This is a genomic window from Frigoribacterium sp. PhB118, from assembly GCF_003751725.1.
In the GTDB taxonomy this organism is placed as follows: Bacteria; Actinomycetota; Actinomycetes; order Actinomycetales; family Microbacteriaceae; genus Frigoribacterium.
Map to the genome: position 1 here is coordinate 302,902 of NZ_RKID01000001.1, position 20,199 is coordinate 323,100.

The 20,199-nt window shown below is 71.1% G+C and carries 22 protein-coding genes; 11 read left to right on the forward strand and 11 right to left on the reverse strand.

The window, feature by feature from the left end:
- Nucleotides 1-39: 39 nt before the first annotated feature.
- Nucleotides 40-1,242, reverse strand: a complete 1,203-nt coding sequence (locus tag EDF21_RS01350) for an acyl-CoA dehydrogenase family protein (protein WP_233568319.1) — start codon at nucleotides 1,240-1,242, stop codon at nucleotides 40-42.
- 22 nt (nucleotides 1,243-1,264) lie between these two features.
- On the opposite strand from EDF21_RS01350, the gene EDF21_RS01355 reads away from it, so the two are divergent.
- Nucleotides 1,265-2,053, forward strand: coding sequence for an SGNH/GDSL hydrolase family protein (locus tag EDF21_RS01355; protein WP_056045163.1), 789 nt, complete (start codon nucleotides 1,265-1,267; stop codon nucleotides 2,051-2,053).
- A gap of 8 nt (nucleotides 2,054-2,061) precedes the next feature.
- On the opposite strand, the gene EDF21_RS01360 is transcribed toward EDF21_RS01355, so the two are convergent.
- Nucleotides 2,062-3,294 carry a D-alanyl-D-alanine carboxypeptidase family protein gene (locus EDF21_RS01360; protein ID WP_158612832.1) on the reverse strand — a complete coding sequence of 411 codons (1,233 nt, stop codon included), beginning with the start codon at nucleotides 3,292-3,294 and terminating at the stop codon, nucleotides 2,062-2,064.
- Between the two features lie 8 nt (nucleotides 3,295-3,302).
- A complete protein-coding gene (locus tag EDF21_RS01365) occupies nucleotides 3,303-4,130 on the reverse strand; it encodes an RNA methyltransferase (protein ID WP_123570062.1) in 828 nt (275 codons plus the stop codon).
- Nucleotides 4,131-4,233: 103 nt separating this feature from the next.
- Between EDF21_RS01365 and EDF21_RS01370 the strand changes: the two genes are divergently transcribed.
- Nucleotides 4,234-5,076, forward strand: coding sequence for an NAD-dependent protein deacetylase (locus EDF21_RS01370; RefSeq protein ID WP_056045171.1), 843 nt, complete (start codon nucleotides 4,234-4,236; stop codon nucleotides 5,074-5,076).
- Between the two features lie 28 nt (nucleotides 5,077-5,104).
- Nucleotides 5,105-5,752: a histidine phosphatase family protein gene (locus tag EDF21_RS01375; RefSeq protein WP_123570063.1), complete on the forward strand. Its 648-nt coding sequence runs from the start codon at nucleotides 5,105-5,107 to the stop codon at nucleotides 5,750-5,752.
- Nucleotides 5,753-5,800: 48 nt separating this feature from the next.
- On the opposite strand, the gene EDF21_RS01380 is transcribed toward EDF21_RS01375, so the two are convergent.
- A complete protein-coding gene (locus tag EDF21_RS01380) occupies nucleotides 5,801-6,889 on the reverse strand; it encodes a glycosyltransferase family 1 protein (protein WP_123570064.1) in 1,089 nt (362 codons plus the stop codon).
- On the reverse strand, nucleotides 6,886-7,791 hold the full coding sequence (locus tag EDF21_RS01385; RefSeq protein WP_233568320.1) for an alpha/beta fold hydrolase: 906 nt from the start codon (nucleotides 7,789-7,791) through the stop codon (nucleotides 6,886-6,888). The genes EDF21_RS01380 and EDF21_RS01385 overlap by 4 nt, the downstream gene beginning before the upstream one ends.
- A 70-nt stretch (nucleotides 7,792-7,861) precedes the next feature.
- Here EDF21_RS01385 and treS point away from each other — a divergent pair, with 70 nt between their 5' ends.
- Nucleotides 7,862-9,601 (forward strand): maltose alpha-D-glucosyltransferase, encoded by a 1,740-nt coding sequence (treS, locus tag EDF21_RS01390; protein ID WP_056045180.1) that lies wholly within the window; start codon nucleotides 7,862-7,864, stop codon nucleotides 9,599-9,601.
- Between the two features lie 54 nt (nucleotides 9,602-9,655).
- Nucleotides 9,656-10,378: a 3'-5' exonuclease gene (locus tag EDF21_RS01395; RefSeq protein WP_052505248.1), complete on the forward strand. Its 723-nt coding sequence runs from the start codon at nucleotides 9,656-9,658 to the stop codon at nucleotides 10,376-10,378.
- 182 nt (nucleotides 10,379-10,560) lie between these two features.
- On the opposite strand, the gene EDF21_RS01400 is transcribed toward EDF21_RS01395, so the two are convergent.
- The 3 genes from EDF21_RS01400 to glgA form a co-directional block, all read right to left on the reverse strand.
- Nucleotides 10,561-10,809 (reverse strand): type B 50S ribosomal protein L31, encoded by a 249-nt coding sequence (locus tag EDF21_RS01400; protein WP_043594989.1) that lies wholly within the window; start codon nucleotides 10,807-10,809, stop codon nucleotides 10,561-10,563.
- A gap of 118 nt (nucleotides 10,810-10,927) precedes the next feature.
- Nucleotides 10,928-11,713 (reverse strand): ABC transporter ATP-binding protein, encoded by a 786-nt coding sequence (locus EDF21_RS01405; RefSeq protein ID WP_056045184.1) that lies wholly within the window; start codon nucleotides 11,711-11,713, stop codon nucleotides 10,928-10,930.
- A gap of 10 nt (nucleotides 11,714-11,723) precedes the next feature.
- Nucleotides 11,724-12,908 (reverse strand): glycogen synthase, encoded by a 1,185-nt coding sequence (gene glgA, locus EDF21_RS01410; protein ID WP_123570768.1) that lies wholly within the window; start codon nucleotides 12,906-12,908, stop codon nucleotides 11,724-11,726.
- A 47-nt stretch (nucleotides 12,909-12,955) separates the two neighbouring features.
- On the opposite strand from glgA, the gene EDF21_RS01415 reads away from it, so the two are divergent.
- Nucleotides 12,956-14,197 (forward strand): glucose-1-phosphate adenylyltransferase, encoded by a 1,242-nt coding sequence (locus tag EDF21_RS01415; RefSeq protein WP_054146106.1) that lies wholly within the window; start codon nucleotides 12,956-12,958, stop codon nucleotides 14,195-14,197.
- A gap of 53 nt (nucleotides 14,198-14,250) precedes the next feature.
- Entirely contained in the window at nucleotides 14,251-14,889 is a 639-nt protein-coding gene (gene serB, locus EDF21_RS01420; protein WP_123570066.1) for a phosphoserine phosphatase SerB, read from the forward strand.
- A gap of 58 nt (nucleotides 14,890-14,947) precedes the next feature.
- Here the strand turns inward: serB and fabG are convergent, their stop codons facing one another.
- Nucleotides 14,948-15,658, reverse strand: a complete 711-nt coding sequence (fabG, locus tag EDF21_RS01425; RefSeq protein WP_056045191.1) for a 3-oxoacyl-ACP reductase FabG — start codon at nucleotides 15,656-15,658, stop codon at nucleotides 14,948-14,950.
- 205 nt (nucleotides 15,659-15,863) lie between these two features.
- Between fabG and EDF21_RS16950 the strand changes: the two genes are divergently transcribed.
- From EDF21_RS16950 to EDF21_RS01440, 3 genes are read left to right on the forward strand one after another with little or no spacing between them, the layout of a single operon-like run.
- Nucleotides 15,864-16,238, forward strand: a complete 375-nt coding sequence (locus EDF21_RS16950) for a DUF3099 domain-containing protein (RefSeq protein ID WP_233568321.1) — start codon at nucleotides 15,864-15,866, stop codon at nucleotides 16,236-16,238.
- Nucleotides 16,238-16,474 carry a hypothetical protein gene (locus EDF21_RS01435; protein ID WP_056045199.1) on the forward strand — a complete coding sequence of 79 codons (237 nt, stop codon included), beginning with the start codon at nucleotides 16,238-16,240 and terminating at the stop codon, nucleotides 16,472-16,474. The genes EDF21_RS16950 and EDF21_RS01435 overlap by 1 nt, the downstream gene beginning before the upstream one ends.
- On the forward strand, nucleotides 16,471-17,322 hold the full coding sequence (locus EDF21_RS01440) for an SURF1 family protein (RefSeq protein ID WP_123570068.1): 852 nt from the start codon (nucleotides 16,471-16,473) through the stop codon (nucleotides 17,320-17,322). The genes EDF21_RS01435 and EDF21_RS01440 overlap by 4 nt, the downstream gene beginning before the upstream one ends.
- An 89-nt stretch (nucleotides 17,323-17,411) precedes the next feature.
- On the opposite strand, the gene EDF21_RS01445 is transcribed toward EDF21_RS01440, so the two are convergent.
- Complete coding sequence (locus tag EDF21_RS01445) at nucleotides 17,412-19,010, reverse strand: ABC-F family ATP-binding cassette domain-containing protein (RefSeq protein ID WP_056045204.1); 1,599 nt, start codon at nucleotides 19,008-19,010, stop codon at nucleotides 17,412-17,414.
- Between the two features lie 148 nt (nucleotides 19,011-19,158).
- Between EDF21_RS01445 and EDF21_RS01450 the strand changes: the two genes are divergently transcribed.
- On the forward strand, nucleotides 19,159-19,764 hold the full coding sequence (locus EDF21_RS01450) for a biotin transporter BioY (protein ID WP_056045207.1): 606 nt from the start codon (nucleotides 19,159-19,161) through the stop codon (nucleotides 19,762-19,764).
- Between the two features lie 100 nt (nucleotides 19,765-19,864).
- Here the strand turns inward: EDF21_RS01450 and EDF21_RS01455 are convergent, their stop codons facing one another.
- A complete protein-coding gene (locus EDF21_RS01455) occupies nucleotides 19,865-20,197 on the reverse strand; it encodes a metal-sulfur cluster assembly factor (protein WP_043594998.1) in 333 nt (110 codons plus the stop codon).
- Nucleotides 20,198-20,199 lie beyond the last annotated feature (2 nt).

A 20,199-nucleotide genomic window follows, 5' to 3' on the forward strand; every position in this document is an offset into this window, starting at 1 on the left:
CGGGGTGCGGCCCCCGGTGCGGCCGCGTGCGTCGACCCGTCAGGAACCCGGTCCGAGGAGCGCCGCCGCGATGGTCGCGTGCGCCGAGTCGGTGTTCGACGGGTGGAAGCGTCCGGCGAGGACGTCCCGTTGCAGGCGCCCGAGCTCGGAGGACGACCGGTACGAGGACCCCCCGGCCACCGTGACCGCCTGCTCGACCACCGCGCGGGCCGTCCCGGTGGCGCGCGTCTTGAGCCCGACGACGAGGCGAGGCCAGTCGGCCCCGTGGTCGACGAGTTCGTCGACGTCGCGGGCGACCCGGTCGACCTGCGGCTCGAGTCCGTCGACCGCCAGTCCGGCGTCGGCGACGCGCCAGCGGACGACGGGGTCGAGCGCCCTCGCCGCTCCTCCGGCACGCCGCGAGGTCGTCCCGAGTGCCGACTCGACGGCGAGCTCGAGGGCCCGGCGGGCGATGCCCCGGTACACGGCGGCGACGGTCGTCTCGAAGACGGCGAAGACCGCGAAGACGAACGGGTCGTCGCTCGGGCCGACGGGCAGTCGACGGACGATGCGTGAGGCGGGCACCTCGACCCCGGTCAGCCGGGTCGTGTGGCTCTGCGTGGCGCGCATGCCGATGGTGTCCCAGTCCCCGAGCGAGGCGTGGCCCGGCTGCTCGCGCTGGACGAACCCGTGGACGAGGGCCGGCGCCTCCGGGTCGGAGTCGTCCCGTCCGAAGACGCCGAGGCGCGTCCAGACCGGCGAGAGCGACGTGGAGACCTTGGTGCCGGTGAACCGGTAGCCGCCGTCCCCCGTGGGTTCGGCCGAGGTCACCGAGTCGGACAGGACGAGGTCGTTGCCGGGCTCGCTCACCCCGAAGGCGAAGACCTCGTCGTGCGCGGCGTCCTCGAGGACGAGGTCGAGCGAGTCGTCGCCCCGGGCGTGCAGCACGGCCGCGCACCCGGTCCAGACCAGGTGCATGTTGACCGCCAGCGCCGTGGCAGGGGCCGCCGCCGCGAGGCGTGACTGCAGGGACGCGACCTGCTCGAGTCCGAGACCCGCGCCTCCTCGGTGCTCCGGGACGAACGCCCTCAGGTAGCCGCGCTCGCGCAGCTCGGCGAGGTCGTCGTGGGGGAACGTGTTCTCGCGGTCGTGGTCGGCGGCCCGCCCCCGGAAGCGCTCGAGCAGCTCGTCGGGCAGCAGCTCGCCGGGCGACCAGGAGGCGCGGGTCGGGTCGGACGGAGGGGCGGGCTTCGGTGCGGGCACGCGTCGAGAGTAGTTTGGTGGCATGAGTCAGCAACACCCGTGGTCCCGTTACGTCGCCCTCGGCGACTCGTTCACCGAGGGGATCGGCGACCCCGAGGAGCGCTCCCCCGGGGGGCACCGGGGCTGGGCCGACCGCGTCGCCGAGGTGCTGGGCTCCTCGACCGAGGACTTCGCCTACGCCAACCTCGCCGTCCGGGGCCGCCTGCTGAAGCAGATCATCGACGAGCAGTCCGAGGCCGCGCTCGCCCTGCGGCCCGACCTCATCTCGGTCTCGGCCGGGGGCAACGACATCATCCGTCCCGGCACCGACCCCGACGAGGTCGCCGCGGGCTTCGAGGGACTGGTCGCACGACTGCGGTCCGACGGTGCCACGGTCGTGGTCTTCACCGGGCCCGACATCGGCCTCACCCCGGTCCTCGGTCGTCTCCGCGGAAAGGTCGCGATCTACAACGAGCACGTCCACGCCATCGCGCTGCGACACGACGCGGTGGTCGCGGACATGTGGGCGTTGCGTCAGCTCGTCGACCCACGGATGTGGGCGCCCGACCGGTTGCACTTCAGTCCCCTCGGCCACCACACGATCGCGCGGATGGTCCTGCAGGCCCTCGCGGTCGAGAACGACCTCGCGCCCTACGAGCCCGAGCCGCTCGAGCGTCGCCCCTGGCGCAACGCACGGGCCGACGACATGGGCTGGGCCCGCGAGTACCTCGTGCCCTGGGTGGTACGGCGCATCCGGCACCAGTCGTCGGGCGACCTGGTCCGGGCCAAGCGACCGGACGCCGTCACCGTGGTCCACCGCACCGACGACTGACGCTCGGGTCAGAACACCTCGTCGGGATGCGTCAAGCGCCACCAGGCGCCCGGCTCGCCGATGCCCGCGTCGAGTTCGAGGGGCACGACGTGCCGTTCTCCGTCGACGGTGAAGGTGACGTCGCCCACGCGCGTCCCGACCGGGGCCGCGCCCACGTCGTCGGTCTCGACCGACGCCTGCACGGTCTCGTCGCCCCAGACGAGGACGGTGGCGTCCTCCGCGGCCACCGCTCGGGCCTCGTCGCCCCAGGGCAGTTCGTAGTCGGCGAAGGCGTCGCCGCGGCTGGTCAGCGTGATGGTCCGGAAGCCCTCCGCGACGCTCGCGAGCAGGGCCTGCACGTCGCGGTCCAGCTGGTCGTGGTCGACGCCGCCGAGCATGGCGCCCACGACCGTGACCCGTCGCCCGCCGATCGTGTAGTCCGCCGCGAACAGCAGGCAGGCGCCGGCCTCGTCGAGCGTCCCCGTCTTGATGCCGACGACGCCGTCCAGCCCGAGCAGTTCGTTGCTGTTGCTGATCTCGCCGATGCCGGGCACGGACGTCGTCGCCGTGCCGACCGTGCGGGCGACGTCGGGGTCGGCCAGGGCCAGTCGGCCGAGTGCGATCAGGTCGGTCGAGGTGCTCGTGTTCTGCGGCGACAACCCGGTGGGTTCGACGAGCGTGGTCGACGAGAGGCCGTGGCCGTCGAGCCAGGACCGCGCCGCGTCGACGAAGGCCTGGTCGCTGCCGAACGCCCACCGGGCCAGCACCTCGGCGTAGTTGTTGGCGGACTCGATCAGCATGACCTCGAGCACCTGCCGCTCGGTGAGGACCTGCCCGGCCGCCATCGGTGCCACCTTGCCGTTCCGTGCGCGGTACGCGTCGACCAGGGCCGCCTCGGCCGGGCCGAAGGTGAGGGACGGGCCGTCACCGCCGTCGAGGGGTTTCTCGTCGAGGACGACGAGGGCCGTGACCACCTTGCTGATGCTCGCGATCGGACGGGGTCGTTCGTCGCCGCTCGTCGTCAGGCTGTCGTCCCAGCCGATCGCCTCGACCGCCGTCGCGCCGTAGGCGGGGAAGGTCAGGTCGGGAGCCTCCTCGGCCGGTGCGGCGTACGAGGCGACGTCCGCCGCGGCGGGCGCCAGCGGGCTGAGCAGTGCCAGGGGGACGTAGCCGCCGACCGCGACGACCAGGGCGAGCAGCGCGACCACGCCCACGCGCCTCCGGACCACGCCGGGTCGACGACGCCCGTCGACTCCGGTCACGCGACCGGTCACGCGACCGCCGCCGACCCGTCCGCCGGCAGACGCAGGGCCCAGAGGGCCACGGCCGAGGCGGCGGCCACGTTGAGGCTGTCGACGCCGTGCAGCATCGGGATGGTCACCACCGTGTCGGCGGCCCGCAGGGCGGCCCGGCTGAGCCCGTCGCCCTCGGTGCCGAGCAGCAGGGCGACGCGGTCCGGAGGCGCGGCCGCGTAGGCGTCGAGGGTCACCGCGTCGTCGCTCAGCGCCAGGGCGGCCACCTCGAACCCCGCCTCGCGGAGCAGCCCGGCACCGGCCGGCCACTCGGGGAGGCGCGTCCACGGGACCTGCAGCACGGTGCCCATGCTGACGCGGACGCTGCGCCGGTAGAGCGGGTCGGCGCAGCGCGGGGTGATCAGGACGGCGTCCGCCCCCAGACCGGCGACGGCCCGGAAGATCGCGCCCACGTTCGTGTGGTCGACGATGTCCTCGAGCACGACGACGCGCCGCGCGCCGTCGAGCACCGACTCGACCGTCGGCAGCTCGGGACGGTGCATGGCGGCGAGGGCCCCCCGGTGCAGGTGGTAGCCGGTCAGCGTCTCGAGCAGGGCCGCGTCGCCGACGAAGATCTCGCCCTCGTGGTCGGCCACGAGGGGTTCGATGTCGGGCAACCACCGATCGGTCATCAGCACCGACCGGGGCACGTGGCCCGCCCGCAGCGCCCGCTCGATGACCTTGGTCGACTCGGCGATGTAGAGGCCGCCCTCCGGCTCGGACACGCGCCGCAGCGCGACGTCGGTGAGCCGGTTGTAGTCGGCGAGTGCCTCGTGGTCGAGGTCGGTGATGCGGGTGACGTGCACGGTGCTCCACGGGGGACGGCCCCGGCGGACGGGCGACCGCTGGAATCGAATCGGAGGGGGACGCGTTTAGGCTAGCGTCACCGCACCCGAAGGAGCCCCACCCGTGTCGAACGCCCCCGCGGCCCCCACCGACGAGCAGGCCCTCGAGGCCGCGGTCGAGGCCCTCCGCGGGCGCCGCGTGGCCGTGCTCACCGGGGCGGGGGTCAGCACCGACTCGGGCATCCCCGACTACCGGGGCGAGGGCGCTCCGCCCCGCAACCCCATGACCTTCCAGCAGTTCCTCTCGAGCGAGAGCTACCGCAAGCGCTACTGGGCCGGCAGCCACCTCGGCTGGAAGTCCTTCCGTGCCGCCGGGCCCAACGAGGGGCACCGGGCGCTGGCCCGGCTCGAGGCCGCCGGCGTCACGAACGGCGTCATCACCCAGAACGTCGACAACCTGCACGTCCGCGCCGGGTCGCGCCGGGTCGTCGACCTGCACGGCACCGTCGACCGCGTCGTCTGCCTCACCTGCGGGCAGGCGTTCGCCCGCGACATGGTGGCGGCCCGCCTCGCCGCCGAGAATCCCTGGATCGACGAGCCCGACCAGGTGCGGCTCGCCCCGGACGGCGACGTCGAGGTGCACGACATCGACGCGTTCGTCGTGCCGACCTGCACGGTGTGCGGCGGCCTGCTCAAACCCGACGTCGTGTTCTTCGGCGAGTTCGTGCCCACCGAGCGGTTCGCCGAGGCGCGCTCGATGGTCGTCGGCGCCGAGGCGCTGCTCGTCGCTGGCTCCTCGCTCGTCGTCAACAGCGGCATCCGCCTGCTCGACCAGGCGACGCGCCGCAAGCTGCCCGTGGTCGTCCTGAACCGCGGCGTCACCAAGGGCGACTCGCGGGCCACGGTTAAGCTGGACGCCGGCACGTCGGAGACCCTGGCGGCCCTGGCCGAGCACCTGGGCGCCTGACCCCCGGGCCGTGCCCACCGGAGGAACGATGACGCTCTTGTACCTGGTCCGCCACGGCGAGACCGACTGGAACCGCGCCCGGCGCATCCAGGGCTCCACCGACATCCCCCTGAACGACCTCGGTCGGTCGCAGGCCCGAGAGACCGGCGACCTGCTCGCCCGGCGTCGGTTCGACGCCGTCGTCGCCAGCCCTCTGTCGCGCGCGGCCGAGACCGGGTCCCTCATCGCCGAGCGCCTGGGCCTGGCCGCGCCCGAGCTCGTCCCCGAGGTCGCCGAGCGTCGCTACGGCGACGCCGAAGGGCTGACCGGCGAGCAGGTCGAGGCACGGTTCCCCCACGGCACCCCGGTGCCCGGTCGTGAGAGCCGCGGGGCCCTCGTCGCACGGGTGCTGCCCGCCCTCGCCGCGATCGCGGCACGGCACGGCGACGGCTCGTCCGTGGTCGTCGCGACGCACGGCGCGGTCATCAGGGCGGTCGTGAACCACGTCTCCCCCGACACCGACGCGCACCTGGGAGTGCCCATCCGCAACGGGTCCGTCCACTCGTTCGAGTTCACGGGCGACGCCCTGACGCTGCGGGAATTCGACGACCCGATCGAGGTCGAGTCCGAACGCGCCGGCACCTACTCGTTCGAGTACCAGAACCCCCTCGAGCGCGACGCCGCCGAACCGGCCTGAGCCGCCGGCCCCGGCCGCCGACGGGTCAGCGTCCCGGGCGCCGGTGGGTCAGCGTCCCGGGCGTCGACGCCGGTGGCCGCCCGCTGCGGCGACGTCGGCCAGCAGGCGCAGCAGCACGTCGGCCGAGTCACGCCAGCTGAACCGGGCGGCCTGCTCGACCGACGCGGCCGAGCGCGCCTCCCACTCGCCCTCGAGTCGTCGGACGGCGGCGGCGATCGACGCGGGCGACGACGGGTCGAAGTAGAGCGCCGCGTCTCCGCCGATCTCGCGGAAGATCGGGATGTCGCTGACCACGGCCGGCGTGCCGAGGGCCATGCCCTCGACGAGCGGGATGCCGAAGCCCTCGGCGCGCGAGGCCGTCACGACGGCCGTCGCCCCCAGCAGGGTCTCGCGGTACTCGTCGTCGCTCGCCCCGTCGTGGAAGACCAGCGACCCGGCGGGTGCCAGGGCCGTCAAGGAGGCGCGCTCCGCCCCGGACACCCGGCTCATCAGGTGCAGTCGGTACCCGTCGAGCAACGGCAGTGCCCTGGCCAGCGCGGCCACGTTCTTGTACGGCATGAACGACCCCATGTAGACGAGGTCGCGGCTCACCGGCGCGGTGCGGGGCTCGACGGGGTCGACCGGGTCGGCCGCGTTGTACACCACCGTCACGGGGCGCCGGGTCAGGCGGTGACGACGCATCTCGTCCCGCGTCGTGCGGCTCACGGTGACGACGGCGTCGGCCCGGTTCAGGAGCACCCGCTGCGGCCACCAGGCCAGGTGGTACAGCCGCCAGAGCAGCTTGATCGGCCAGGCGAACTCGGGTGGCGGCGTGCGGTTCGTGTAGTAGATCAGGTCGTGCAGGGTCAGGACGAGCGGGTACCGGCGTCCGGCAGATCCCATGGTCTGCATGGGCGACCAGACGACGTCGGGGCGCAGCGTGTTCACCTGCCGGGCCACGAGCGGCTCGAGGACGCTCGTGGGCGCGCTGACGAGCAGGTGGGGTGCGTCGGGCAACGCGTGGAGCTGGCGGGGGTCGCTGACCAGCATCGTCACCTCGTGGCGCTCGGCCAGCGCCGACACCACGCCGGCGCTGAAGCGGCTGATGCCGTCGTGGCGTCCGACGCGGACGTAGCGGCAGTCGACGACGATCTTCATCGGACGAAGGCCTCGATCGCGGCGGCGGCCTGGCGCGGCTTCTCGTAGTGGATCAGGTGGCCCACGCCCTCGATCACGTCGAGCGTGGCGTCGGGGAAGAGCGCCTGCAGTCGGTGCTGGGCGGGCAGGGCGGTGATGTCGTCGCGGTCGGCGGCGACGAGCAGGGTGGGCACGCTGATGCGGGCGGCGTACGTGCTCACGTCGCTCGAGACCGATGCGCGGAACGCGTCGAGCACCACGCGACGGTCCGAGAACCGCGAGAAGAAGCTGTCGTGCTGGTCGTGGATCCACCGGCGCAGGGCCCGGTCGTGGGTCTTGACCATGGCGAGGCTGGTGAACCTCGTCACGGCCGCGTTCTGCAGCACCTGCTGGCCGGCACGTTCGGGCAGGGCCGCGCCGGCCCAGTAGTAGAAGACGGCCAGACGCGTGACCACGCCGCGAGGGCCCTGCAGGGCGGGGGCGGCGATCGGGTTGACCAGGATCAACCGGGAGGCGCGGAGCCCGTCGGCCACCGCGGCCGACGTGACGATCGAGCCGAACGAGTGCCCCAGCACCACGACGTCGTCACCGAGCGAGAGGGTCGCCACGAACGCGGTCAGCCAGCGCGCGTACGCCGCGACGCTGTGCTCGCCGTCGAGCGGGGTCGACTCGCCGAAGCCCGGCAGGTCGGGCATGACCACCCTCACGTGGTCGAGGTGCGCCACGACCGGTTCGAGACCGTGGTGGTCGCCCCGGAAGCCGTGCACCGCGACGACGGTGACCCGCGCCTCCTGCCCCTCGGGCGGCTCGTACGTCCAGTAGCGGGTGAGGCTGCCGGCGACCTCGACGGCGTCGTCGCGCACCGGTCGGGCGTCGAGGCGGGCACGGTAGGGCGACTTCACGCGCGGGGGTCGGACGATCACGAGCCCGAGTCTACGAGCGACGCGCTGGTCGGAGTGCGCGTCCCGGGGCGCGCGCCCGTAGGGTGGGCGGGTGAGCTTCACTGCCCCGATCCAGCAGCCCGGACTGACCCTCGACCCCAACTGGCACCGCCGTGCGGTGTTCTACGAGGTGATGGTGCGGTCGTTCGTCGACAGCAACGGGGACGGGGCGGGCGACCTCCAGGGTCTGCTCACCCGCCTCGACTACCTGCAGTGGCTCGGCGTCGACGCCCTCTGGCTGCCGCCGTTCTTCCAGTCGCCCCTGCGCGACGGCGGGTACGACATCCAGGACTACAAGGCGATCCTGCCCGAGTTCGGCACACTCGACGAGTTCCGCGACCTGGTCACGAAGTCGCACGAGCGCAACATGCGCATCGTCATCGACATGGTGCTGAACCACACCAGCGACCAGCACGAGTGGTTCCAGCAGAGCCGCGAAGACCCCGAGGGCCCCTACGGCGACTTCTACGTCTGGCGCGACACCGACGACGAGTACTCGAACATCCGCGTCATCTTCGTCGACACCGAAGAGTCGAACTGGACGTTCGACCCGGTGCGTCGTCAGTTCTTCTTCCACCGCTTCTTCTCGCACCAGCCCGACCTCAACTTCGAGAACCCCGCCGTCCAGGAAGCGGTCTTCGACGTCGTCCGTCACTGGCTGGCGATGGGCGTCGACGGGCTCCGCCTCGACGCGATCCCGTACCTGTTCGAGACCGAAGAGGGCAACGGCGAGGGCGAACCGGCCACGCACGAGTTCATCAAGCGTCTGCGCGCCATGGTCGACGAGGAGTTCCCGGGTCGCGTGCTCATCGCCGAGGCGAACCAGTGGCCCGCCGAGACGGCGGCGTTCTTCGGCACCGAGGACGAGCCGGAGTGCCACATGGCCTTCGACTTCCCGGTCATGCCCCGCATCTTCTACTCGCTGCGCGCCCAGAGCGCCGACGAGCTCAAGCGCATCCTCTCCGAGACGACCGAGGTGCCCCCGGGCGCGGCCTGGGCCGTCTTCCTCCGCAACCACGACGAGCTCACCCTCGAGATGGTCAGCGAGGAGTACCGGCAGGCGATGTACGGCTGGTACGCGTACGACCCCCGCATGCGCTCGAACATCGGCATCCGTCGTCGCCTCGCTCCTCTGCTCGACAACTCGCGCGCCGAACTCGAACTCGTCCACGCGCTGCTCTTCTCGCTGCCCGGCAGTCCGTTCCTGTACTACGGCGACGAGATCGGCATGGGCGACAACATCTGGCTGCCGGACCGCGACTCGTCCCGCACGCCGATGCAGTGGACGCCCGACCGCAACGCCGGCTTCTCGACCGCCGACCCGGGCAAGCTCTTCCTGCCCGTCGTCCAGTCGCTCGTCTACAACTACAACCTGGTCAACGTCGAGAGCCAGCTGGCGCAGTCGCGGTCGCTGCTGCACTGGGTCCGCAACGTCATCCACGTGCGCAAGGCCCACCCGACCTTCGGCCTCGGCACCCTCGAGGTGCTCGAGACGAACCAGGAGTCCGTCCTGTCGTTCGTCCGGTCCTACGAGGGGGCCGGCACGCAGTTCGGCGACTCGGCCGAGGACATCCTCTGCGTCTTCTCGTTCGGTCACAACCCGACCTCGGTCGACATCGTGGCCCCGCAGTTCGCCGGGCGCACGTTGGTCGACCTCTTCGGCGGAGCGCAGTTCCCCTCGTTCGACGACGAGGGCAAGGTCACCCTGACCCTCGGCACGCAGGCGTTCTTCTGGCTGCACGTCGGCGACGTGCCCGTGGCGGCGGCACCCGCTGTCGGTGGCGCCTCCTAAGCTCACAGGGTGACTGACACCGACACGACCGGCACCGCCCCCGACCTCGCGGCCGTGGGCGAGCCGCCGGCCGCCTGGTGGCAGGCCCTCGGCGTCTTCGACCTCGAGACGACGGGCATCGACGTCGAGACGGCCCGGATCGTCACCGCGCACGTCGGCCTGATCGACGCCACCGGTGCGACGGTCGCACACGGCGAGTGGTTGGCCGATCCGGGCGTCGAGATCCCCGAGCAGGCCAGCGCCGTCCACGGCATCTCGACCGAGCGGGCCCGAGCCGAGGGGCGACCGGCCGCCGAGGTCGTGGCCGAGATCGTCGCGGCCATCCGTGCCGTCTTCGCCCGCGGCGTGCCGTTGGTCGTCTACAACGCGCCCTACGACCTCACGCTGCTCGATCGTGAGGCCCGCCGCCACGGTGTCGAACCTCTCGGCGAGGTGGGCGAGATCGGCTGCGTCGTCGATCCGCTCGTCATCGACAAGGCCGTCGACACCTACCGCAAGGGCAAACGCACCCTCGAGGCCGCCGCGGCCGTCTACGGCGTCTCGCTCGACGACGCCCACGACGCCGGGGCCGACGCCATCGCCGCCGGCCGTGTCGCCCAGGCGATGGCCAAGCGGTATCCCGATCGCCTCGACGTGCCCGTGACCGAGTTGCACGACCTCCAGGTCGGGTGGTGCTCGACCCAGGCCGAGAGTTTCCAGCAGTACATGCGCCGTGCGAAAGACCCCACCTTTACCGCCCACGGTGACTGGCCGCATCGCCCCCTGCCGTTCGCCTGAGCACGAACGCGGCACCGCGCCTCCTGGGCTCACCCGCGCCTCCGCCTCCTGGGCTCGCCCGGGCCTCCTGCGGTGCGGTGTCCTGTCGGCGTCCACCCTCTCGGTCGGGCACCCTCACCCGGGCGCACGAAAGAGGCGGCCCACCGAAGTGGACCGCCTCTTTCGGGCGTGTGGGCTGTGGCCTACTTGCCGAAGTTCTTGTAGCGCGAGTTGAACTTCTCGACGCGACCGGCCGAGTCGAGGATGCGCTGCTTGCCCGTGTAGAACGGGTGCGACTCGGACGAGATCTCGACGTCGATGACCGGGTAGGTCTCACCGTCGAGCTCGATGGTCTTGTCGCTGGTCGTCGTGGAGCGCGTGAGGAACGTGGCGCCCGACGCGAGGTCCCGGAAGACGATCTGCTTGTACTCGGGGTGGATGTCGGTCTTCATGATTGTCCTAGGTCTATCGAACGAGTGATGATGGTGAGTTCAGGAGGCGCATGCAGCATCGCTGCGGGCCAGCTATCAACGATACCAGACCGACGGCCCGGATCGTAGGAGGCGCGGTTCAGCCCGCGGCGCGGGCCGAGTACCGGCCCCCGTCGGACTCGACCCGCAGTTCGACGCCGAACGTGGCGCCGAGGGTCTCGGCCGTGATGACCTCGTCGAGGGGGCCGGCGGCCACGACGGAGCCGTGGTCGAGCAGCAGGGCGTGCGTGAATCCCTTGGGGATCTCCTCGACGTGGTGGGTCACCATGACGATGGCCGGAGCGCCCTCGGACGAGGCGTAGCCCGAGAGCATCTGAAGCAGCTCTTCGCGGGCGCCGAGGTCGAGGCTCGCGGCCGGCTCGTCGAGCAGCAGCAACTCGGGGTCGGTCATGACCGAGCGGGCGATCTGGACGCGCTTCTGCTCGCCGTCGCTCAGCTCGCCGAAGGTACGGTCCGAGAGGTGGTCGAGCTTCCACTCGTCGAGCACGCGGTGCGCCCGACGGACGTCGACGCCCTCGTACTCTTCGTTCCAGCGCCCGGTGACCGAGTAGGCGGCCGTCAGGACGACGTCGACGACCTTCTCCTTCGCCGGGATGCGCCGGGCGATGGCCGTCGAGGCGAAGCCGATGCGTGGCCGCAGGTCGAACAGGTCGACGGAGCCGAGGTCGGAGCCGAGGATGCTGGCCTCGCCCGAGGACGGGTGGCTCTGCGCGGCGGCGACCTGCAGCAGGCTCGTCTTGCCGGCACCGTTCGGGCCGAGCACGACCCAGCGCTCGTCGGAGTCGACCGTCCAGGTCAGTTTGTCGACGACGGCTGTGCCGCCTCGGACGATCGAGACATCGGTGAGCTGCAGGACGGTAGGCATGGTCCTCAGCCTAGTTGAGCAGGCCCTCGTAGATCCCCAGCGTCTGCTCGGCGATCCGCGACCACGAGAACTCTTCTTCGGCCCTCATGCGGCCGGCTCGTCCCATGAGGCGGGCGAGTGCCGGGTCGGAGACGACCTCGGTGAGGGTGGCCGCCAGGTCGGCCACGAAGCGGTCGGGGTCGACCGGGGTGCCGGTGCCGTCCTGCACCTGGTCGAGGGGCACGATCCGGCCCGTCAGACCGTCCGCGACGACCTCGGGGATGCCGCCCGTGTCGGACCCGACGACAGGAACGCCGCAGGCCATCGCCTCGAGGTTGACGATGCCGAGGGGTTCGTACACCGAGGGGCAGACGAAGGTGGTGGCGGCGCTCAGCACCGCACTGAGCTGGTGACGGGGCAGCACGGTGTCGATCCACACGACACCGGTGCGCTCCTCTTGCAACTCTCGGACGAGACCCGTGACCTCGGCCATGATCTCGGGGGTGTCCGGCGCGCCGGCGCAGAGCACGAGCTGCACGTCGGCCGGCAGCAGCTTGGCCGCGCGCAGCAGGTACGGCAGGCCCTTCTGGCGGGTGATGCGACCGACGAAGACGACGGAGGGGCGGTCGGGATCGATGCCCAGGCTGCGGACCAGCTCGGCGTCGTCGACGCGCTTCCAGCCGTCGAGGTCGATCCCGTTGTAGACGACCTGGACCTTCGACTCGTCGATCGACGGGTAGGAGCGCAGGATGTCGCGGCGCATCCCGTCGCTGACCGCGATGACGCGGTCGGCGGTCTCGTAGGCCTGACGCTCGATCCAGCTCGAGACGCGGTAACCGCCTCCGAGCTGTTCGGCCTTCCAGGGTCGGAGCGGTTCGAGGCTGTGGGCCGTCAGGACGTGCGGGACCCCGTGCAGCATCTGGGCCAACTGGCCGGCCGCGTTCGCGTACCAGGTGTGGCTGTGGACGACGTCGGCTCCGGCCACGTCCTGGGCCATGCTGACGTCCACGCCGAGGGTGCGCAGCGTGGCGTTGGCCTGGTCGAGCTGGGGCAGGTCGGGGTACCCGGTCGTGTCGGGTTCGGGGTCGACCTCGCCGAAGGCACGGACCTGCACCTCGACGCCCTGACGCAGGGCCTTGACGAGTTCGACGACGTGGACGCCCGCTCCCCCGTAGACGTTGGGCGGGTATTCCTTGGTGATGACATCGACTCGCACGTGGTTCACCGTAGTCGTGCGACCGCGAATCGTGCCATTCTGGCCCCATGGCATCAAAGAAGATCTTCGGCATCGTCCTGGCTGGTGGCGAGGGCAAACGCCTGATGCCGCTGACCGCCGACCGCGCGAAACCCGCTGTCCCGTTCGGTGGCAACTACCGTCTCATCGACTTCGCCCTGTCGAACCTGATCAACTCGGGTCTCCGGCAGATCGTCGTCCTGACCCAGTACAAGTCGCACAGCCTCGACCGCCACGTGTCGCAGACCTGGAGCATCGAGGGCCTGCTGGGTGCCTACGTCGCCTCGGTCCCGGCACAGCAGCGGCTCGGCAAGCGATGGTTCGCCGGCAGCGCCGACGCGATCCTGCAGAGCCTGAACCTCCTGCGTGACGAGAAGCCCGACATCGTCGTCGTGGTGGGTGCCGACCACGTCTACCGCATGGACTTCTCGCAGATGATCGAGGCGCACATCGCCTCGGGCGCCGGGGTCACCGTCGCCGCCATCCGTCAGCCCATCTCGCTGGCCGACCAGTTCGGCGTGATCGAGGTCGACTCGGACGACCCGACCCGCATCGGCCGGTTCCTCGAGAAGCCGACCGACGCCACGGGCCTGCCGGACTCCCCCGACGAGATCCTCGCGTCGATGGGCAACTACGTCTTCGACGCGGACGTCCTGATCGACGCCGTGCTGCGCGACGGCGAGAAGCCCGACTCCAACCACGACATGGGCGGGGACATCGTCCCCGACTTCGTCTCCCGGGGCGACGCGGCGGTGTACGACCTCAACCGCAACGAGGTGCCCGGGTCGACCGAGCGCGACCGCTACTACTGGCGCGACGTCGGCACCATCGACTCGTTCTACGACGCGCACCGCGACCTGATCTCGGCCCTGCCGATCTTCAACCTCTACAACACCGACTGGCCGATCTTCAGCCAGCAGCTCAACTCGCCCCCCGCGAAGTTCGTCCGCGACGGCCACGGCAACCTCGGCACGACGATCGACTCGATCGTGTCGCTCGGCTCGTTGCTCTCGGGAGCGCACGTGGAGCGCAGCGTCCTGGGGCCATGGTGCACCCTCGACAGCGGCTCGCGGGTCGTCGACTCGGTGGTCTTCGAGCGGGCCCACGTCGGCCCGAACGCCGTCGTCAACCGGGCGATCCTCGACAAGGACGTCGTCATCGCGGCCGGCGCCTCCGTCGGCGTCGATCCCGAGGCCGACCGGGCCCGCGGGTTCACCGTCACGCCCTCCGGCATCACGGTGGTCGGCAAGGGCGTCCGGGTCGACCAGTAGACGCCCGGAGTCACACGAGCGGCGCGGTGCGTCGGCGGCCCTAGGCTGTCGGCGTGCCGCGTTTCCTCATCGTCCTCGACGTCGACTCCACCCTGATCGAGGACGAGGTCATCGAACTCCTCGCCGACGCCGCCGGCTCCCGGGCGCACGTCGAGGACGTGACCTCCCGGGCCATGGCCGGCGAGCTGGACTTCGCCTCGAGTCTCGCCGAGCGCGTCGCGACCCTCGAGGGTCTGCCCGAGTCGGTCCTCGCCGAGGTCCGAGCGCACCTCACGCCGACCCGCGGCGTCCGTGAACTCGTCGACGGCGTCCATGCCGCCGACGGTCTGGTGGGCGTCGTGTCCGGTGGGTTCCACGAGACCCTCGACCCGCTCGCGGACGACCTGGGGCTCGACTTCCGCCGGGCCAACCGCCTCGAGCTCCGTGGGGGCAGGCTGACCGGACGGGTCTCCGGTCCCGTGATCGACGCGCACGCCAAGGCCGCCGCTCTTCGCGGATGGGCCGAGGAGGCGCGGGTCGACCTCGCGCACACCGTCGCGGTCGGCGACGGGGCCAACGACCTCGAGATGATGGCCGTGGCAGGGCTCTCGGTGGCGTTCAACGCCAAGCCGCGGGTCCGGGAGCGCGCCGACGTGGTCGTCGGGACGAACGACCTGTCCCAGGTGCTGCCCCTGCTCGGGCTCCGGGGCTGAGCCACCGGACGGGGCGGGCGCCCGTCGGTGGTCGACCCGCGCCTCCTGCCCGGTGGGCCTAGTGGCCCATGCCGAGGCCGCCGTCGACGGGGATCACGGCACCCGAGATGTAGGCGGCGTCGTCGCCCGCGAGCCACGTGATCGTCTTCGCGACCTCGGCCGTCGTGCCGTACCGGCCGGCGGGGATGCTCTTCTTGTACTCGGCCTGCTGAGCCTCGGGCAGGACGGCGGTCATGTCGGTCTCGACGAAGCCGGGGGCCACCACGTTGGCGGTGATGCCGCGGGCACCGAGCTCGCGGGTCAGGGAGCGGGCGAAGCCGACGAGGCCCGCCTTCGAGGCCGCGTAGTTGGCCTGACCCGGTCCGCCGTAGAGGCCGACCACGCTCGACACGAGCACGATGCGGCCGAACCGGGCCTTGAGCATGCCCTTGGACGCCCGCTTCACGACGCGGAAGGCCCCACCGAGGTTGGTGTCGACGACCGAGGTGAAGTCGTCCTCGGTCATGCGCATGAGCAGACCGTCCTTCGTGATGCCGGCGTTGGCCACGACGACCTCGACCGGGCCGAGCTCGGCCTCGACGGTGCTGAAGGCCGCGTCGATCGAGGCGGCGTCGGTGACGTCGGCGACGACGGTCAGCGTGCCCTCGGGGCCCTGACCGCTCCGGGCGGTGACGGCGACGCGGTGTCCCTGGGCGACGAACTCCTCCGCGATGGCGAAGCCGATGCCTCGGTTGCCGCCGGTGACGAGGACGGTGCGGGGCGTGGTCATGGGTGGTCTCCTCGGGGGCGATCTCGACGGCCACCGCTCGGTGCGGCGGACTCACGGCGAACCTGTGATCGGCAGGCCGCCGACCAGCCTACTGTCGGACCCGGGTCTTAGGATCGAGGCGGTCCCCCGGACGTCTGGTCCCCGAGATCGATCCGGCACCCGTCCGTGGTGCGTCCACCCTCCTCCCGACATCGAGGTGTGCCCCGTGAAGGCCTCGAACACGATCACGTCCCTGCCCCCCTCCCCCACCGACGACCGGCACTCCCGCATGGTCAAGTACCTGGTGGCGATGGGCATCAGGTTGGTCTGCATCGCCCTCTGCTTCGTCTTCCCCCTCGGGTGGTGGACGTTGTTGCCCGTCATCGGTGCCGTCGTCATCCCGTACATCGCCGTGGTGTTCGCCAACGTCGGTCACGAGTCCGGCGACGCGGTCGAGAGCCCCGGCGGCATCGAGCTGTACCGCGAGCCCCAGGCGCCGTTCCGACCGACGGTGGTCGACGGCGACGCCGGTCCTGCGGGCCCCGCCGACCCGTCCGACGACGATCCCGGCGAGCCCGACCACGATCGGTCCACCGTCTGATGCTCGGTCTCGATCCCGTCGGCGTCCAGTGCTCTCGCGCCTCCTGTCGAGCCGAGGCACGGCATAATGTCCACTGGCGCAACCCCAAGATCCACGGCATCGACCGGGTCAAGGTGTGGTCGGCATGCGACGAGCACGTCGACTTCCTGCGCGAGTTCCTCGCGGCACGTGACTTCCCGGTCGTCGTGACGGGGGTGTCAGAGGTCGTCGAACAGGTCGGAACGGAGGCGCGGTGACGAACATCCGCTTCGCCCTCTCACGCAGATGGCTGGGCTACCTCGCCGTCGCCGTCGCGTTCGCGATCATCTGCGTGTTCCTCGCGCACTGGCAGTGGTCCCGACACGACGAGAAGCTCGCGGTCGTGCACCAGCTCGAGCAGACCTACGACGCCGACCCGGTCCCCCTCCACCAGGCCCTGCCCGAACTGTCGTCCTACGACGCGGCCCAGGAGTGGCAACCGGTCGAGATGACGGGGCGCTACCTCACCGACGACGAGTTGCTGGTCCGCAACCGTCCGCTCAACGGCCAACCCGGCTTCGAGGTCCTCGTCCCGTTCCGCACCACCCAGGGCGACGTCTTCGTGGTGGACCGCGGTTGGGTACCCACCGGCAACGCCCAGGACTCCCCCGACGTCGTGCCCGCGCCTCCTTCGGGCGACGTCACCGTGGTCGCACGCCTGAAGCCGGGCGAGCCGGCACTGGGCGACCGCACGGGCGTCCCCGGGACGAACCAGATCGCGACCATCCAACTCAGCGAGGTCGAATCGCGAGTCGGGCAGCCCGTCTACTCGAGCGCCTACGGTCTGGTCGTCAGCGAGAGCCCCGCGCCGGCCACGGCACCCGTGCCGTCCTCGAAGCCCGAGATCGACACCGGTCTGAACCTGTCGTACTTCGTCCAGTGGCTCATGTTCGCGGTCGGTGCCTTCGGGTTCCTGTTCTACGTGTTCCGCCAGGAGTACCGCAACCAGAACGCGGACGACGACGAACTAGTCGAACGCGAGGCAGAACGCCAGCGCCGTCGTGACGCCCGACCCCGCCACGACAACGACGTCGAGGACGAGATCCTGGACGGCGCCCACCGCTGACCGGACCGCCGGCCGGGCCCGGGTGGACCGGGGCCCTACGGCACCCAGGGCCGGGAGCCTGGGGCCTGGGGCTTGGGCCGGTGCCCGGGTCAGGCGAGGTTGATCAGGTCGGAGTAGTCCGGGGTCCAGTGGTCCTCGGTGCCCTCGGGCATGATCAGCACTCGCTCGGGGTTCAGGGCCTCGACGGCACCCTCGTCGTGGCTCACCAGGACGACGGCCCCCTCGTAGTTGCTCAGGGCGTCGAGGATCTCGAGTCGGCTCGCGGGGTCGAGGTTGTTGGTGGGCTCGTCGAGCAGCAGGACGTTCGCCCCCGAGACGACGATCATGGCCAGCGCCAGTCGGGTCTTCTCGCCGCCGGACAGCACGCCGGCCGGCTTCGCCGAGTCGTCGCCCGTGAAGAGGAACGAGCCCAACACGCGTCGCGCCTCCATCTCGGTGATGTTCGGAGAGGAGGACACCATGTTCTCGAGGACGCTGCGCTTGACGTCGATCGTCTCGTGCTCCTGGGCGTAGTAGCCGACCCGCAACCCGTGGCCCGGTTCGAGCTGCCCGGTGTCGGGAGCGTCGACCCCGGCGAGGATGCGGAGCAGCGTCGTCTTGCCCGCACCGTTCAGGCCCAGGATGACGACCTTCGAGCCGCGGTCGATGGCGAGGTCCACGGCCGTGAAGATCTCGAGGGAACCGTAGCTCTTCGAGAGGTTCGAGGCCATCAGCGGCGTCTTGCCACACGCGACCGGCGTCGGGAAGCGCAGCTTCGCCACGCGGTCGACCGCGCGGACCTCGTCCAGTCCCGAGAGGAGCTTCTCGGCCCGAGCCACCATCTGGTGGGCCGCAGCGGCCTTCGACGCCTTGGCGCCGAACCGGGCCGCCTGCTTCTGCAGGGCCGAGGCCTGCTTCTCGGCGTTCGAGCGCTCTTTCTTGCGGCGCTCCTCGTCGGCGGCGCGCTGTCGCTGGTAGTTCCGCCAACCCATGTTGTAGACGTCGATCGCCTGTCGATTGGCGTCCAGGTAGAAGACGCGGTTGACGACCTCCTCGACGAGTTCGATGTCGTGGCTGATCACGATGACGCCGCCCTGGTAGGTCTTCAGGTACTCGCGCAGCCAGACGACCGAATCGGCGTCGAGGTGGTTCGTCGGCTCGTCGAGGATCATCGTGTCGGCGGCCGAGAAGAGGATGCGGGCCAGTTCGATGCGCCGGCGCTGGCCACCCGACAACGTCGACAGGGGCTGGTCGAGGATGCGGTCGGGCAGGCTGAGGTTGCTCGCGATGGAGGCCGCCTCGGCCTCGGCCGCGTACCCGCCGAGCGCGTTGAACTGGTCGTCGAGGTCGCCGTAGCGCTTCATGGCGCGGGCGGCGACGGCGGGGTCGGGGTCGCCCATGGCCAGGGTCGCTTCCTGGATGCCGAGCAGCAACTGGCCGAGACCTCGGGCGTCGAGGATGCGCGTCCGGGCGAGGTCCTCGGGGTTGCCGCTGCGGGGGTCCTGCGGCAGGTAGCCGATCTCGCCGGAGCGTTCGATCTTGCCGCCCGTCGGGAGGGTCTCGCCGGCCAGCGTCTTGGTCATGGTCGTCTTGCCGGCGCCGTTGCGGCCGACGAGGCCGATCTTGTCGCCCCGGTCGACCCGGAACGAGACGTCGGCCATGAGGAGGCGCGCGCCGACGCGGATCTCGAGATCGTGCACGGAGAGCACAGCAGATGTCCAATCGATTGGTGAGGAGTCCACAACGGGGCCCGGAAGGGGGCCGCCCATAAGATGGGGACGTCGTGTGGAGAGGGTCGCAGCACTGCGCTGCCGACCAGCCGCTCGGCCGATCAACCTACCCATTCTAGGAGTCCCCATGACGAACACTGCCGCATCGACCTCACGGCCGGTCCTCGCCGACCGTCTGGTGGCCCGGGGCGCCGCCGCCGACGTGGCCCTCGTCCTCGGTGGAGTCGCCGTCGTCTCGGCGCTCGCGCAGGTCCAGGTGCCGCTCTGGCCGGTGCCCGTCACGGGACAGACGCTCGGCGTCATGCTCGTCGGCGCCTCCCTCGGGGCCCGTCGAGGGGCGCTGTCGTTGGCCACCTACCTCGTGCTGGGAGTCGCCGGCCTGCCGATCTTCGCCGAGTTCTCGGGCGGTCCCCTCAGCGTCCTCAAGCCGAGCTTCGGCTTCGTCATCGGATTCGTCGTGGCGGCTGCCGTCATCGGCTGGCTCTCCGAGCGCGAGTGGGACAAGAAATGGTGGCGTTCTGCCGCCGCGTTCTTCCTCGCGAGCCTGATCCCCTTCGCCGTGGGCCTCCCCTACCTGGCCGTCGTGCTCGGATCGCTGGGCCTGCCGAACGACCTGCCGAGCGTCCTCGCCGCCGGTCTGTACCCGTTCATCGTGGGCGGGATCGCCAAGTGGCTGATCGCGGCGGCGGCCCTGCCCCTCGCCTGGCGTGCTCTGAAGCGCATCGGCGACTAGCCGCCTCCCGCTCCCTCGGCGTGCTCGGCGAGGGACGCGACGACGAAGCCCCGCCCCTCTCGGAGGGGCGGGGCTTCGTCGTGTCGTCGTCGGGCGACTCTCAGATGGAGAACCCGATGGCTCGCATCATGTCGCGTCCGTCGTCCGTGATGCGGTCGGGGCCCCACGGCGGCATCCACACCCAGTTGATGCGGAACGCGTCCACGACCCCGTCGAGGGCGTTGGCCGTGTCACCCTCGATGACGTCCGTCAACGGGCAGCCTGCACTCGTGAGCGTCATGCTGATGATGAGGGCGTTCTCGTGCTCTTCGTCCATCGCCAGGTCGTAGATGAGACCGAGGTCGACGATGTTGACGCCCAGCTCGGGGTCGACGACCTCTTTCAGGGCCTCGATGGTCTGGTCGAACTTCTCGGGGCTGAGTGCGACGGCCATGG